This window comes from Fictibacillus enclensis (genome assembly GCF_030123385.1).
Taxonomy (GTDB): domain Bacteria; phylum Bacillota; class Bacilli; order Bacillales; family Fictibacillaceae; genus Fictibacillus_C; species Fictibacillus_C enclensis.
Genome location: NZ_CP126109.1, coordinates 2,836,246 through 2,849,315 on the forward strand (window position 1 = coordinate 2,836,246; position 13,070 = coordinate 2,849,315).

A 13,070-nucleotide genomic window follows, 5' to 3' on the forward strand; every position below is an offset into this window, starting at 1 on the left:
TCCTGTCTGTCTATACTCCCGTATACTCTCCAAACTCTTCCCGAAGAATGCCGCAGATTTCTCCAATTGTGCAATAATCACGAACACAGTCCACAATAAGCGGCATCAGGTTTTCTGTCCCCTTTGCTCCTAGACGCAACGCTTCCAACCGAGCGCTCGCTCGGTCTTGGTCCCTTGAGTTCCGCAATCGCGTCAGCTTTTCCTTCTGCTTTTCACCGAGGGTCGGGTCCACACGTAAGAGTTCCGGCCTCACTTCATTCTCAAGGGTGAACGAGTTCATCCCGACAATGATTTCTTCTCCTTTTTCGATCGCCTTTTGAGTTTCATAAGCTGTATGATGAATCTCCCGCTGCATGTATCCTTGCTCGACCGCGGCCACTGCTCCGCCAAGGGATTCAATTTTCTCGAGATATTTTCCAACCTCTTCTTCCATGACATCGGTCAAGTGTTCCAAAAAGTACGAGCCGGCAAGCGGGTCCACTGTGTCTGCCACGCCACTTTCATGAGCGATGATCTGCTGCGTCCTGAGCGCAATTCTCGCAGAATCTTCGGTAGGAAGGGCCAGGGCCTCATCCCTGGAATTGGTATGCAAACTTTGTGTTCCTCCCATAACCGCAGCCAGCGCCTGCAGGGTAACCCGAACAATATTATTGTCAGGCTGCTGTGCAGTCAAGGTGGATCCCCCCGTCTGGGTATGAAAGCGAAGCTGCCAGCTTTTCGGATTTTGGGCGCCATATGTATCCTTCATCAATTTTGCCCAGATTCTCCTGGCAGCACGGAATTTGGCAACCTCTTCAAAAAACTGGTTATGAGCGTTAAAGAAAAAGGCCAGTCTCGGCGCAAAATCATCAATGTTCAAACCGGCTTCAATCGCGGCATCCACATAGGCTTTGCCATTGGCAATGGTAAAGGCAAGCTCCTGAACTGCATTAGCTCCTGCTTCCCGAATATGATAGCCTGATATGCTGATTGTATTCCATTTCGGCACCTGTTCTTTACAATATGCAAAAATATCGGTAATCAGCCTCATGGAAGGCTTGGGCGGAAAAATATACGTTCCTCTTGCAATATATTCTTTTAAAATATCATTTTGAATAGTACCGGATATCTTTTCCGGCGAAATTCCCTGCTTTTCAGCCACCACGATATACATGGCAAGGAGCACGGATGCCGGAGCATTGATCGTCATCGACGTGCTCACCTGGTCAAGGGGGATCTCCTGTAAAAGCGCTTCCATATCTTCGAGCGAATCAATGGCAACTCCTACTTTCCCCACTTCTCCCTTGGACATGGAGTGGTCGGAATCGTAGCCAATCTGTGTTGGCAAATCAAAAGCGACGGAAAGACCGGTTTGGCCTTGCTGCAAAAGGTAACGAAACCGCTTGTTCGTCTCCTCGGCTGATCCGAACCCGGCATACTGCCTCATGGTCCAGTAGCGAGCCCGGTACATGGTCGGCTGTATTCCCCGCGTATATGGATATTCGCCCGGAAGTCCGAGTTTTTCTATATCATAGTTTTCCTGTTCTGCACCATATAGTCGGCTGATTTCAAATTTGGAACTGGTCTCGAATCGTTCCTTTCTCTCTGGAAACCGCTGCATGCTTTTCTCTGTGGCCAGCTTCCACTTTTTCACTCGCTCCTGATGTTTTATCATATGGTTGCCTCCTGTCACCTATCATTCGACATTATCTTCCCTATGATTACTTTCTTTTTGAAAACGCTTTTTCCTTCTTTTTCTCTCAAAATAATGAGAAAATGCAGGAATCCTTGTAACATGGTTCAAATCTTTGTACAATAACAGTGGATAAGGAGGGTTGGTATGTCCCAAAAAGTAATCAAGACCGTCGTTTTTATCATGCTGGCATCCTTGCTGCTGACAACCTTGATGGCCGGAATCAGCGCTTTCTTTTAATAGTAGAGATAAAAAAATAAGCCTGGTCGGCTTATTTTTTTTATTATATGTCGCTTTTCTTGAAAGCTTTTTTGATCAGAAGGTAGCGTTCGATTTCGTTCAGGAGATGATGAAGCTTGGAGCGGGTTTCAAATTCCGCCCGGTCTTTTGGCAGATCCATCTCACGGAATTTATCTCTCATCTTTTCAATGCTGTCCAGGTAAATGACCGCCGTATTTCCGGGATGAACCGCTTCGCTCAGTTCACCAAAGAAGTCTCCGAGAATATAGCCCTGTATATACCGCTCATCAATGGATGACAAAATGGGGATCATCCGTTCAATCAGCTCCAGTTGCTTTTCCCTCATTTTGAAATAATGATAATACTCATTTTCATAACGAACTGTATGATTCTCCACGTCACGGAACGCAAGGTCTTTCCCTTCATCAATCAGCTGTGCCGATCTCGTGATCTCTTTTCCGTCCCACAAATGCTCATGATCATACAAATAGGCACGAAATTCAAGAAAGATGGCTTTAAACTGATCCTCAAGGTCCCCTTGAATCTTTTTGAGTGTAAGCTCCATGCTTGGCATATAGAGGTTAACCAGTAGTGCCATACCGATTCCGATGGTGATCAGCGCCACTTCATTTCCGGCCGCCTTCCAGCTGATATATTCAAGGGTATACAAATGAAGGATGATAACCGAGCTTGTAATGATCCCCTCTTTTAAATTCAACCCGACAAGCACGGGAAAAAACAGCAGGATCAAAAGTCCGATGCTCCAGGGATGGTAACCAAGTACGGTGAAAAAAATGGCCGCGAACACAATGCCAATGAGACAGGCGGCAAACCGCTCCCAGGAGGTGATCAGGGATCGCTTCTGGGTAACTTTAACGCATAGAATCGTCAGAATTCCTGCCGAGCTGTAAAACTCAAGGCCGAGCCATTGAGCGATTCCGATCGCCAGTGCCGTTCCAATTGCTGTTTTTATTGTTCTGTAGCCGACTTTAATGGCTGGCATAGCTGTCTTCCTTTCTTACATTCTCCGTTACACAATACTTATTATCTTGCAGGACAAACATAAAAAGCGCAAGTTTCTTTGAGGCCTAAACATAAAAAAGAAGAGACCCTTTAAGGTCTCTTACAGTACTTTTTCAAGAAAAGCTTGTGCTCTTTCGCTTTTTGGCTGAGCGAAAAATTCTGCCGGTACGGCATCTTCCACGAGGATACCGCCATCAAGAAACAATACCCGGTCTGCCACTTCCTTCGCAAATCCCATTTCATGGGTCACGATAGCCATGGTCATTCCGCTTTGGGCGAGTGATTTCATGACATCGAGCACCTCTTTTACCATTTCGGGATCTAGTGCAGAAGTAGGTTCATCAAACAGCATCACTTCAGGGTTCATGGCCAGCGCCCGGGCGATGGCCACACGCTGTTTTTGTCCTCCGGAAAGGCGGCCAGGATATTCTCCTTCTTTGTCCGCCAGTCCCACTCTTTTCAGCAATTCGCGGGCCGCAGCTTCCGCTTCTCGCTTTGCCGTTTTGTTCACAGTAACCGGCGCATACGTCAGATTATCCAGAACGGTCATGTGCGGAAACAGATGAAAATGCTGAAAGACCATACCAATCTTCTTGCGCACCTGCTGGATTTTGGATGCCTGGGTTGTAACCTCTTGGTCTTTGAACAGGATCGTTCCTTCTGTCGGTTCCTCCAGCATATTAATGCAGCGGAGAAAAGTAGATTTACCGGATCCCGATGGCCCGATCACAGCCACGACTTCTCCCTGTCCGATTTCAGTCGAAATGCCTTTAAGGACTTCGTTTTTTCCAAATGTTTTATGAAGGTTTTCTATTTTAATCACCGCGGCTCATTCTCCTTTCAAGCATGCGTCCAAGAACCGTTAACGCCATCACCATTAAATAGTAAATGATCCCCGCCGTAATCAGCGGCTCAAAGTAACGATAGGTGTCTGCACCCACGATTTGGGCACGTCTCATAATATCCGTCGTACCAATTACAGCAATAATGGCCGATTCTTTGGTCAGCGTAATAAACTCATTCATCAGCGCCGGCAGTATATTTTTTAATGCCTGCGGTAAAATGATCTGGCGCATCATGGAGCCGTATGAAACACCGAGCGCCATGGAAGCCTCGCGCTGTCCTTTATCCACCCCGTTGATTCCTGCACGGATAATCTCTGAAACATAAGCTGCAGAATTCAGTCCGAACGTCAGCACACCGGCCAGGAATGGCTCGATTTTATAGCCGGTCAGCTGAGGAGTGGCATTGTAAATAATCAAAAGCTGAAGAATGAGCGGTGTTCCCCGGAAAATCGAGGTATAAGCATCGGCTCCCCAACGGAGAACATTCACTTTGCTGATTTTAAACAGCGCAAGGATCGTTCCGAGTACAAACCCCAATAGAATGGACACGACCACAAATTTAAGTGTGGTCAGAATTCCTTTTAAGATGTAGGGAATAGAAGGCATGATGGTTGAAAAATCGACGATTGATTTCTTTTCTGCCTTTTTCTCTGTTTTCGGTTCAAACCATTTCTTCGCGTATTGATCGAGCTCCCCGTTCTTCTTCATGGCTGCAATTTCTTTGTTGAACTTCTCCGTCAGGTCGCTGCCTTTTTGGAGGGCTACCGCCGAACCCGCAGAAGCAGATCCGGGGATGACAAACGAACTGAGATCTGGGTTTTTGTTCAAATATTCAATGGCGACTCCGTCTTCGATGACAGCTGCATTAAATCGTTTAGACATAATTTCCTGTACTAGATCTGGAACTTTATTTCTTTTTTCAATGGATACATTGTCCACTTTGTCCGCGATTTTCTTTGCTTCTTTTTCCTGTATGGAACCGAGCTGCACACCAATCGCTTTTCCTTTGAGGTCCTCAATCTTCTTGATTTTCGGATCGTTGGTAACGATTAGTTGTTTCGCTTTATAATAGGTATCGGAAAAATCCACTTTCTGCTTACGTTCGGCATTGGGCGTCATTCCCGCCATGACGAAATCAACCCGCTTTGCATCTAAAGCAGGCACCAGACCGTTAAAATCCATATCTTTAATCACGAGATTATAGCCGAGCTTGTCCGCAATATGTCTGGCCACATCGACGTCAAAACCAATAATCTTGTTGCCTTTCGCCGTATCGATATACTCATATGGCGCGTAATCAGCAGATGTTCCCATGACCAGCGTTTTATTGTGTTTCTCCTTAGCTGCTGCCTGATGCTGTCCTGGCAGTACGTTCCCAGCCAGACTGAAAATGAGCAGCAGCGCCAGCGTCAGCAGCACGTGCGTTTTTTTAAACATTCGTTATCCCCCTACTCTCTGATTGATCTCTATTTGAAATTTATACATTCATATTTATTCAATATAATGCATTTTAACACAAAAAGTGAGGAAAGTAAGTTTTTTGATAATTTCGAATGTATTTCTATACATTGCTATGTATAATCTTTGCATAAAAACGCCCCCGTGGTTTTTCCAAAAAAACCCCTGTCCCGGAAGTTCGGGACAGAGGTTTTTTTATCTTATTTACAGTAGGTGTTAAATGCATCAATCAGCTTGTTGACGACTTCCATTGGTTCATGGCCTTCAATCTCGTGGCGCTGCACCATCATTTGAATCTCTCCATCTTTCATAAGTGCGAACGAAGGAGAGGAAGGAGGGTAACCTGTAAAATATGATCTTGCATGCTCTGTTGCTTCTTTATCCTGTCCGGCGAATACGGTAACCAGCTGATCCGGACGTGCACCTTGCTTTACGGAATAGGAAGCAGCAGGACGCGCAATACCGCCGGCGCAGCCGCATACTGAGTTGATCATCACAAGAGTAGTTCCTGATGTGGCAAACGCCTTATCAACATCGTCAGGTGTCGTTAACTGGATATATCCAGCTTCCACGATTTCCTGGCGGGCAGCTTCCACAGCATCATTCATGAAAAAGTTAAAGTTTAAGTTCATTGAAGACTCCCCTTTCTGTTTTTATTTTACCCGTTTTCTTCCGGAATACAAAGAAAAGACGCTTATCCGAAGCGTCTTTTCTTTAGGGGGTTATGGGGTATGGAGGTGTTGATAGTTATTACATACCCTTTTACCCTTTCCATAAACCCCTATTTTAATAAATCGATGTATTGTCCGGTGTAATGCTCTCCAGCCGTTTCTTGAGGGAGGCGAGGAATCTGCCGCACACTAAACCGTCAAGTACACGGTGATCGAGAGACAGGCAAAGATTAACCATGTCCCGAACCGCGATCATTCCGTTGTTCATGACAACAGGGCGCTTGACAATCGATTCTACTGAAAGGATGGCAGCCTGAGGATAATTTATGATTGGTGTAGACATGACAGAACCAAAGGAACCTGTGTTATTCACCGTAAAGGTTCCGCCTTTCATATCGTCAGCACCCAACCGGTTGCTGCGGACCTTATCCGCCAATTCTTTCACTTCCCGGGCAACGCCTTTAATGCTTTTTTCATCCGCATTCTTAATAACCGGAACGTAAAGAGCTGTGTCGGTTGCTACTGCAATGGAGATGTTGATGTCTTTCTTCTGGATGATTTTATCCCCTGCCCACATGGAATTCAGCTGAGGGTATTCTTTGAGGGATTCTACCACAGCTTTGATAAAGAAAGGAAGAAAGGTCAGATTGTATCCTTCTTTCGATTTAAACTCGTTCTTTACACTATTGCGGTATTCAACCAGATTTGTGACATCCACTTCAACCATCGTCCAGGCATGCGGTGCTTCATGCTTGCTTCTCACCATATTGGCCGCGATCGCTTTTCTGACGCCTGTGACCGGAATTTCTATATCACCAGGCAAACTTTCAATAGATGGTGCAGATTTAGGAGCCTGCTGTTGAGGAGCAGGTGTTTGTGCTTCAGGGGCCTTCACATTTGCCGCTTCCTGAATTGGTGCTTCAGCTGCCGGAGCCGACCCAGGTGATGGAATCGATCCTGATTCAATCCGTTTTAACAGATCTTTGCGGGTAATGCGTCCGCCCATTCCTGTCCCTTCCACCTGGTTCAGGTCAATGTTATGTTCGTCTGCGAGTCGGAGTACGGCAGGAGAAAAACGGCTTCCTGATTTTTCGCGTTTCGGACGGCTTTTTTCCTCAGCGTCCGCACCCTTTTCAGGTTGGGTAACCTCTTGTTGAACAGGTGCAGCTGCTGTTTCCTCTTTCGGTTCAGCCTGGGCATTTCCGTCTTCTGTATCGATATAACAGATCAGCTCACCTACTGCCAGAGTTTCCCCTTCCTGCGCAACCAATTCTTTTATGGTTCCGGTAAAGGAAGAAGGAACTTCGGCATTCACTTTATCTGTCATCACTTCAGCCAGCGGGTCATACTTTTTCACCTGATCGCCTGGCTGAACAAGCCATTTGCTGATGGTGCCTTCTGTTACGCTCTCCCCGAGCTGGGGCATTACAATTTTTTCAGTAGCCATGTGTTCACCCTCCTTGGCGCTGCTGTTTAAAATTCAGCAAGTTCCCTCATTGCTTTTTCTACCTTTTCAGGATTCATCATGAAGTATTTTTCCATAGTTGGCGCATAAGGCATCGCTGGCACATCCGGCCCTGCAAGCCGTTTGATTGGCGCATCAAGCTCAAACAAACAGTGCTCTCCAATAATGGCTGCTACTTCACTCATAATGCTTCCTTCTTTATTGTCTTCAGTAACGAGCAATACTTTCCCTGTTTTGGAAGCTGCCTCAATGATCGCTTCCTTATCCAGCGGGTATACAGTACGCAAATCAAGAACATGCGCTGAAATACCGTCTTTTTCCAGTTTTTCGGCAGCTTGCAATGCAAAATGTACACATAATCCATATGTAATAACGGTGATATCATCGCCTTCACGCTTTACATCCGCTTTTCCGATTGGCAGTGTATATTCTTCCTCTGGCACTTCTCCTTTAATCAGCCGGTACGCTCTTTTATGTTCAAAGAAAAGAACCGGATCCTCATCGCGGATAGCAGATTTAAGGAGACCCTTTACATCATATGGCGTAGAAGGCATTACAATTTTCAGGCCAGGAACATTGGCAAATAAGGCTTCTACGGATTGAGAATGATAAAGCGCTCCATGCACGCCGCCGCCATAAGGAGCACGAATGGTAATGGGGCACGTCCAGTCATTGTTGGACCGGTATCTGATTTTTGCCGCTTCCGAAACGATCTGGTTCACGGCAGGCATGATAAAGTCAGCAAACTGCATTTCTGCAATCGGCCGCATTCCGTACATGGCAGCTCCTATTCCTACTCCTGCAATTGCGGATTCAGCAAGCGGCGCATCAATCACGCGGTCCTCGCCAAATTCTTCAATAAGCCCGGCGGTAGCACGGAATACGCCTCCGCGCACACCAACGTCTTCTCCAACAACAAATACTTTATTATCACGCTGCATCTCTTCGCGGATGGCCTGTGTTACGGCATCGATATAAGAAATAATCGGCATAACTTCTCCCCCCTACTCTGCAAAAACATGGCGCATGGCAGATTCAGGATCTGCATAAGGCGCTGCTTCTGCATAGTCAGTTGCTTCATCAATAATGGCTGCAATTTCCTCATGACACTGTTTTTCATATTCATTGGAAAGAACGCCAGCTTCTTTTAAATATTTAGCGAAAGTAAAGATTGAATCCTTTGCCTTTGCTTCTTCCACTTCTTCTCTTTTGCGGTAAGCCCGGTCATCGTCGTCACTGGAGTGAGGAGTCAGCCGGTAAGATACAGCCTCGATCAACGTAGGTCCTTCCCCACGGCGGCCCCGGTCTGCAGCAGCTTTCACTGCTTCGTATACGGCAAGGGGATCGTTTCCATCCACGGTTACACCAGGAATTCCGTAACCGACGGCCCGGTCGGACACATTTTCGCAAGCGAGCTGTTTTTGAATCGGGATAGAAATCGCATACTTGTTGTTTTCGCACATAAAGATGACCGGAAGCTTATGTACACTCGCAAAGTTAATACCCTCGTGAAAGTCTCCCTGATTGGATGATCCTTCTCCAAAGGTTGTAAAAGTGACAAGGTCTTTTCCTTCCAGTTTACCGCCAAGCGCAATTCCGACCGCATGAGGAACCTGAGTCGTTACCGGGGACGATCCTGTAACGATGCGGTACTTCTTGCCGCCAAAATGCCCCGGCATCTGCCGGCCGCCGCTGCTCGGATCTTCGGCTTTGGCAAAACCGGAAAGCATGAGGTCTCTGGCCGTCATGCCAAACCAAAGAACCACTCCCATGTCACGATAATAAGGAAGGACATAGTCTTTTTCACGGTCAAGCGCCATTGCTGCTCCCACTTGGGCAGCTTCCTGACCCTGGCAGGAAATGACGAAAGGAATCTTGCCCGCTCGGTTGAGCAGCCACATGCGTTCGTCAATCTTCCTTGCCAAGAGCATTGTTTTATACATTTCAAGGACATTTTCGTCCGTTAACCCTAATCTTTCATGTCGGTTTTCACCCATGATAGCTTCCCTCCTGTTTTTAGAAATGAATCGCTTTTCCATCCACAGCCAATGCCGCCTCTCCAAATACTTCGGACAGCGTTGGGTGAGGATGAACGGTTTGGGCAACCTCCCAAGGTGTAGCGTCAAGCACCCTTGCAAGCCCCGCTTCTGAGATCATATCAGTGACATGAGGGCCGATCATGTGGACGCCGAGCAGATCATCAGTCTTTTCATCCACAACCAGCTTGACAAACCCATCCGACTCACCGTAGACAAGTGCCTTTCCGATGGCTTTGAACGGAAACTTTCCAATCTTGACGCTATATCCTTTTTCTTTGGCTTCTTTCTCAGTATATCCAACACTGGCCATTTCAGGATTAGAGTAGATGCATTTTGAAACCATGGAATAGTCCAGCTTGTGAGGCTTCTCGTTCGAGAGATGCTCAACAGCAATCATTCCTTCGTGCGAAGCCACATGAGCCAGCTGGAGGCCTCCGATCACATCACCAATCGCATAAATATGGCTTTCTGCGGTTTGATAATATTCATTCGTTTCGATGAAGCCTTTTTCCAACTTTATGCTGGTGTTCTCAAGGCCGATGCCTTCCACATTGGCCTGTCGTCCGACAGAAACAAGTATTTTCTCCGCACTGAAGGTTTTCTGACCGTTTTTATGTTCGGCCTCAATTTGCAGGCTCCCTTCTTTTTTCAGTGTTTCAGGCAGAACTTTGGCGCCCGTAACGAGTTCAATTCCTTTTTTCTTCAAAATGCGCGCAGCTTCTTTGGAAATTTCCTCGTCTTCAGTAGGAAGAATGCGGTCCGCGTATTCCACCACCGTTACCTCCACGCCAAAATCATTCAGCATTGAAGCCCATTCGATTCCAATGACGCCTCCCCCAATAATGAGGATGCTGGCTGGGAGCTCTTCCATTTTGAGTGCATCATCGGAGCACATGACATGTGTTCCGTCAAGGTCCAGACCCGGAAGGTTGCGCGGCCTTGAACCGGTCGCTATGATAACATTTTGCGGAATCAGCATCTCGTTTTCATCACCGTTGTTTAATTCCACCGAAACGGTTCCCGGCATCGGAGAAAAAATGGAAGGACCCAAAATACGTCCAATGCCTTCATACACCTCAATTTTCCCTTTTTTCATCAGATGTTTGACACCGTTATGAAGCTGGTCCACGATTTTTTGTTTACGCTCCTGGACTTTCATAAAATCAAGCGTAACACCCTCAATGGATACACCGTATTCTGCTGCTTTCTTTGAAGTAGAATACACTTCGGCACTTCTCAGCAGGGCTTTGCTTGGAATGCATCCTTTATGAAGGCAGGTACCGCCAAGCAGCCCTTTTTCAACCACTGCGACTTTTTTCCCAAGCTGAGCGGCGCGAATGGCGGCCACATATCCGCCTGTTCCGCCTCCAAGGATGACTAGATCAAAATCAGTTGCCATACAGTTCTCCTTTGTATCGTTAGTTTGGACTTAATACACCTGTTGCGCCGTATTCTTTGGCTTGTTCGTCGCCTCTCAGGACACGGAGTCCTCCTTCAGCGAGCGCCTGAAGTTCGTTTTCTCCTGGCTGTACAATGACATCCGCTATCCATTCTACACGTTCCGTAATTTTTTTCACAAATTCTTTGCCATAAGCAAGTCCCCCAGTGATAATGATGGCGTCCACTTTCCCGCCAAGAACTGTGCTTTGAGCTCCTATTTCTTTCGCTACCTGGTAAGCCATTGCGTCATAGATCAATTTGGCCTGTTCATTTCCGCCAGCAATCATTTCTTCTACTTTTACCGCATCATTGGTACCCAGATAGCCGACCAGTCCGCCTTGACCCACAAGTTTTTTCAGCAGTTCATCTGCATAGTATTCCCCGGAGAAGCACAGCTCTACCAAATCACCGATCGGCACCGTTCCTGCGCGTTCCGGTGAAAAAGGGCCTTCGCCGTGAAGGCCGTTATTTACATCGATGACTTTGCCCAGCGCATGGGCGCCAACAGTAATGCCACCACCCATATGCGTAACAATTAAATTCAGATCATGGTAGGAACGTCCAAGCTGTGCAGCCACTCTTCTGGCCACGGCTTTTTGGTTTAAAGCATGGAAAATACTTTTACGCTCAATATCCGGGATTCCGGAAATCCTTGCGACTGGCTGAAGCTCATCGACAACAACAGGGTCAACGATAAAGGCAGGAATGTTTAGTCCTGAAGCAATCTCAAAGGCAAGAATGCCGCCCAGATTGGAGGCATGCTCGCCTGCGTATCCCTCCCTCAGATCAGCAAGCATAGTCTCATTCACATGATAGGTACCGCCTTCAATCGGCCGAAGCAGCCCGCCGCGGCCAACCACGGCATTCAGCCTGGAAATATTGATCCCTTCATGATCAAGAGTTTCCAGTATCGTTTGTTTACGAAAAGTATACTGGTCAATAATTTGTTCAAATGAAGCAAGACAATCGCTGTCATGGCGAATTGTTTTTTCAAATACGGCACGTTCATTGTCGAAAATCCCGATTTTGGTAGAGGTTGATCCCGGATTAATGACAAGCAGACGATGTTCTTTCAAAGGCACCATATAAACCTCCAATTTGACAAACCGGGATTAACGAGTTCTGCTGGACAAAATATGACGTTCATTGAGAAGGAACTGGCTTCTTGAATTGCGCATTCTCTCAATGCGTTCCTCGGCCAGACGGTCCGCCGCCAGATAAGTCGGAATGTGATCGCGCTTTGAGATTTCGATAACTCTGGCAATGTTGTCATAAATGGTTTCTACTTTTTTCATTGCACGGTCGCGGTTGTATCCGTTCAGTTCATCTGCTACGTTAATTACTCCTCCCGCATTGATCACGTAATCGGGTGCATAGACGATTCCCATTTCATGTATGGCATCCCCGTGGCGTGTTTCACGCAACTGGTTGTTTGCCGCACCTGCGATCACCTTTGCTTTAATTTTGCTGATGGTTTGATCATTGATGATGGCTCCAAGTGCACAAGGTGCAAAAATGTCACATTCCACTCCGTAAATATCGTCAGGATCAACGGCTGTTGCGCCAAACTCTCCCACAACACGGTCAACAGCTTCTTTATTAATATCCGTTACAATCAGCTGTGCACCTTCTTCATGCAGGTGGCGGCAAAGATTATAAGCAACGTGTCCCACACCCTGAACAGCAATAATTTTGCCTTCCAAAGAATCTGTTCCAAATGCTTCGTTCGCTGCAGCCTTCATTCCGCGGTATACGCCATAAGCGGTAACAGGTGAAGGGTTTCCAGAAGAGCCAAACGCCGGAGAAACGCCTGTTACAAAAGGTGTTTCCTGATAAATGATATCCATGTCCTCAACAGTTGTACCAACGTCTTCTGCAGTAATATAACGGCCATTCAACCCTTGGATATAGCGGCCAAACGCGCGGAACATTTCTTCGTTTTTATCTTTTTTCGGATCTCCGATGATAACCGTTTTTCCGCCACCCAAATTCAGGCCGGCTGCGGCATTCTTATAAGTCATTCCTCTTGCAAGACGAAGTGCATCTTCCAGTGCGTCTTCCTCGGATTTGTACGTCCACATTCTTGTTCCGCCAAGGGCCGGTCCAAGCGTTGTATCGTGAATCACGATAATCGCTTTTAATCCTGATTGTTTATCCTGACAAATCACCATTTGCTCATAATCGTACGTTTCCATGTATTTAAAAATTTCCATTATA

General features: G+C 46.7%; 12 protein-coding genes. 1 reads left to right on the forward strand and 11 read right to left on the reverse strand.

The genetic code is table 11. The features are described from left to right. Window positions 1–10 precede the first annotated feature (10 nt). Window positions 11–1,600 (reverse strand): acyl-CoA mutase large subunit family protein, encoded by a 1,590-nt coding sequence (locus QNH15_RS14905; protein ID WP_430667168.1) that lies wholly within the window; start codon window positions 1,598–1,600, stop codon window positions 11–13. A 219-nt stretch (window positions 1,601–1,819) separates the two neighbouring features. Here QNH15_RS14905 and prli42 point away from each other — a divergent pair, with 219 nt between their 5' ends. After that, window positions 1,820–1,912 carry a stressosome-associated protein Prli42 gene (gene prli42 / locus QNH15_RS14910; RefSeq protein WP_156412565.1) on the forward strand — a complete coding sequence of 31 codons (93 nt, stop codon included), beginning with the start codon at window positions 1,820–1,822 and terminating at the stop codon, window positions 1,910–1,912. 43 nt (window positions 1,913–1,955) lie between these two features. Here the strand turns inward: prli42 and QNH15_RS14915 are convergent, their stop codons facing one another. The 10 genes from QNH15_RS14915 to bcd form a co-directional block, all read right to left on the reverse strand. Then, the gene (locus tag QNH15_RS14915) at window positions 1,956–2,915 is read right to left on the reverse strand and encodes an aromatic acid exporter family protein (RefSeq protein WP_283889147.1); all 960 of its coding nucleotides are present in this window, start codon (window positions 2,913–2,915) and stop codon (window positions 1,956–1,958) included. Between the two features lie 120 nt (window positions 2,916–3,035). Next, on the reverse strand, window positions 3,036–3,758 hold the full coding sequence (locus QNH15_RS14920) for an amino acid ABC transporter ATP-binding protein (protein ID WP_283889148.1): 723 nt from the start codon (window positions 3,756–3,758) through the stop codon (window positions 3,036–3,038). Then, complete coding sequence (locus QNH15_RS14925) at window positions 3,751–5,217, reverse strand: ABC transporter substrate-binding protein/permease (protein ID WP_283889149.1); 1,467 nt, start codon at window positions 5,215–5,217, stop codon at window positions 3,751–3,753. The genes QNH15_RS14920 and QNH15_RS14925 overlap by 8 nt, the downstream gene beginning before the upstream one ends. Window positions 5,218–5,438: 221 nt before the next feature. Then, the gene (locus tag QNH15_RS14930; protein ID WP_061970900.1) at window positions 5,439–5,870 is read right to left on the reverse strand and encodes a BrxA/BrxB family bacilliredoxin; all 432 of its coding nucleotides are present in this window, start codon (window positions 5,868–5,870) and stop codon (window positions 5,439–5,441) included. Between the two features lie 154 nt (window positions 5,871–6,024). Next, window positions 6,025–7,356 (reverse strand): dihydrolipoamide acetyltransferase family protein, encoded by a 1,332-nt coding sequence (locus QNH15_RS14935; protein WP_283889150.1) that lies wholly within the window; start codon window positions 7,354–7,356, stop codon window positions 6,025–6,027. Window positions 7,357–7,382: 26 nt separating this feature from the next. Then, entirely contained in the window at window positions 7,383–8,366 is a 984-nt protein-coding gene (locus tag QNH15_RS14940; RefSeq protein WP_061970906.1) for an alpha-ketoacid dehydrogenase subunit beta, read from the reverse strand. Window positions 8,367–8,378: 12 nt separating this feature from the next. Further along, the gene (locus QNH15_RS14945; RefSeq protein ID WP_283889151.1) at window positions 8,379–9,371 is read right to left on the reverse strand and encodes a thiamine pyrophosphate-dependent dehydrogenase E1 component subunit alpha; all 993 of its coding nucleotides are present in this window, start codon (window positions 9,369–9,371) and stop codon (window positions 8,379–8,381) included. 19 nt (window positions 9,372–9,390) lie between these two features. Then, complete coding sequence (lpdA, locus tag QNH15_RS14950) at window positions 9,391–10,812, reverse strand: dihydrolipoyl dehydrogenase (protein ID WP_283889152.1); 1,422 nt, start codon at window positions 10,810–10,812, stop codon at window positions 9,391–9,393. Window positions 10,813–10,831: 19 nt separating this feature from the next. Continuing rightward, the gene (buk, locus tag QNH15_RS14955) at window positions 10,832–11,938 is read right to left on the reverse strand and encodes a butyrate kinase (RefSeq protein WP_283889153.1); all 1,107 of its coding nucleotides are present in this window, start codon (window positions 11,936–11,938) and stop codon (window positions 10,832–10,834) included. Between the two features lie 27 nt (window positions 11,939–11,965). Continuing rightward, window positions 11,966–13,066, reverse strand: a complete 1,101-nt coding sequence (gene bcd, locus QNH15_RS14960; RefSeq protein ID WP_283889154.1) for a branched-chain amino acid dehydrogenase — start codon at window positions 13,064–13,066, stop codon at window positions 11,966–11,968. Between the last annotated feature and the right edge of the window lie 4 nt (window positions 13,067–13,070).

What these genes read in the sequence shown, in the direction of transcription:
- QNH15_RS14905 (WP_430667168.1), bottom strand. Translation starts at nt 1,600, where the DNA reads ATGCAGCGGTTTCCAGAGAGAAAGGAACGATTCGAGACCAGTTCCAAA.
- prli42 (WP_156412565.1), top strand. Translation starts at nt 1,820, where the DNA reads ATGTCCCAAAAAGTAATCAAGACCGTCGTTTTTATCATGCTGGCATCC.
- QNH15_RS14915 (WP_283889147.1), bottom strand. Translation starts at nt 2,915, where the DNA reads ATGCCAGCCATTAAAGTCGGCTACAGAACAATAAAAACAGCAATTGGA.
- QNH15_RS14925 (WP_283889149.1), bottom strand. Translation starts at nt 5,217, where the DNA reads ATGTTTAAAAAAACGCACGTGCTGCTGACGCTGGCGCTGCTGCTCATT.
- QNH15_RS14930 (WP_061970900.1), bottom strand. Translation starts at nt 5,870, where the DNA reads ATGAACTTAAACTTTAACTTTTTCATGAATGATGCTGTGGAAGCTGCC.
- QNH15_RS14935 (WP_283889150.1), bottom strand. Translation starts at nt 7,356, where the DNA reads ATGGCTACTGAAAAAATTGTAATGCCCCAGCTCGGGGAGAGCGTAACA.
- QNH15_RS14940 (WP_061970906.1), bottom strand. Translation starts at nt 8,366, where the DNA reads ATGCCGATTATTTCTTATATCGATGCCGTAACACAGGCCATCCGCGAA.
- QNH15_RS14945 (WP_283889151.1), bottom strand. Translation starts at nt 9,371, where the DNA reads ATGGGTGAAAACCGACATGAAAGATTAGGGTTAACGGACGAAAATGTC.
- lpdA (WP_283889152.1), bottom strand. Translation starts at nt 10,812, where the DNA reads ATGGCAACTGATTTTGATCTAGTCATCCTTGGAGGCGGAACAGGCGGA.
- buk (WP_283889153.1), bottom strand. Translation starts at nt 11,938, where the DNA reads ATGGTGCCTTTGAAAGAACATCGTCTGCTTGTCATTAATCCGGGATCA.
- bcd (WP_283889154.1), bottom strand. Translation starts at nt 13,066, where the DNA reads ATGGAAATTTTTAAATACATGGAAACGTACGATTATGAGCAAATGGTG.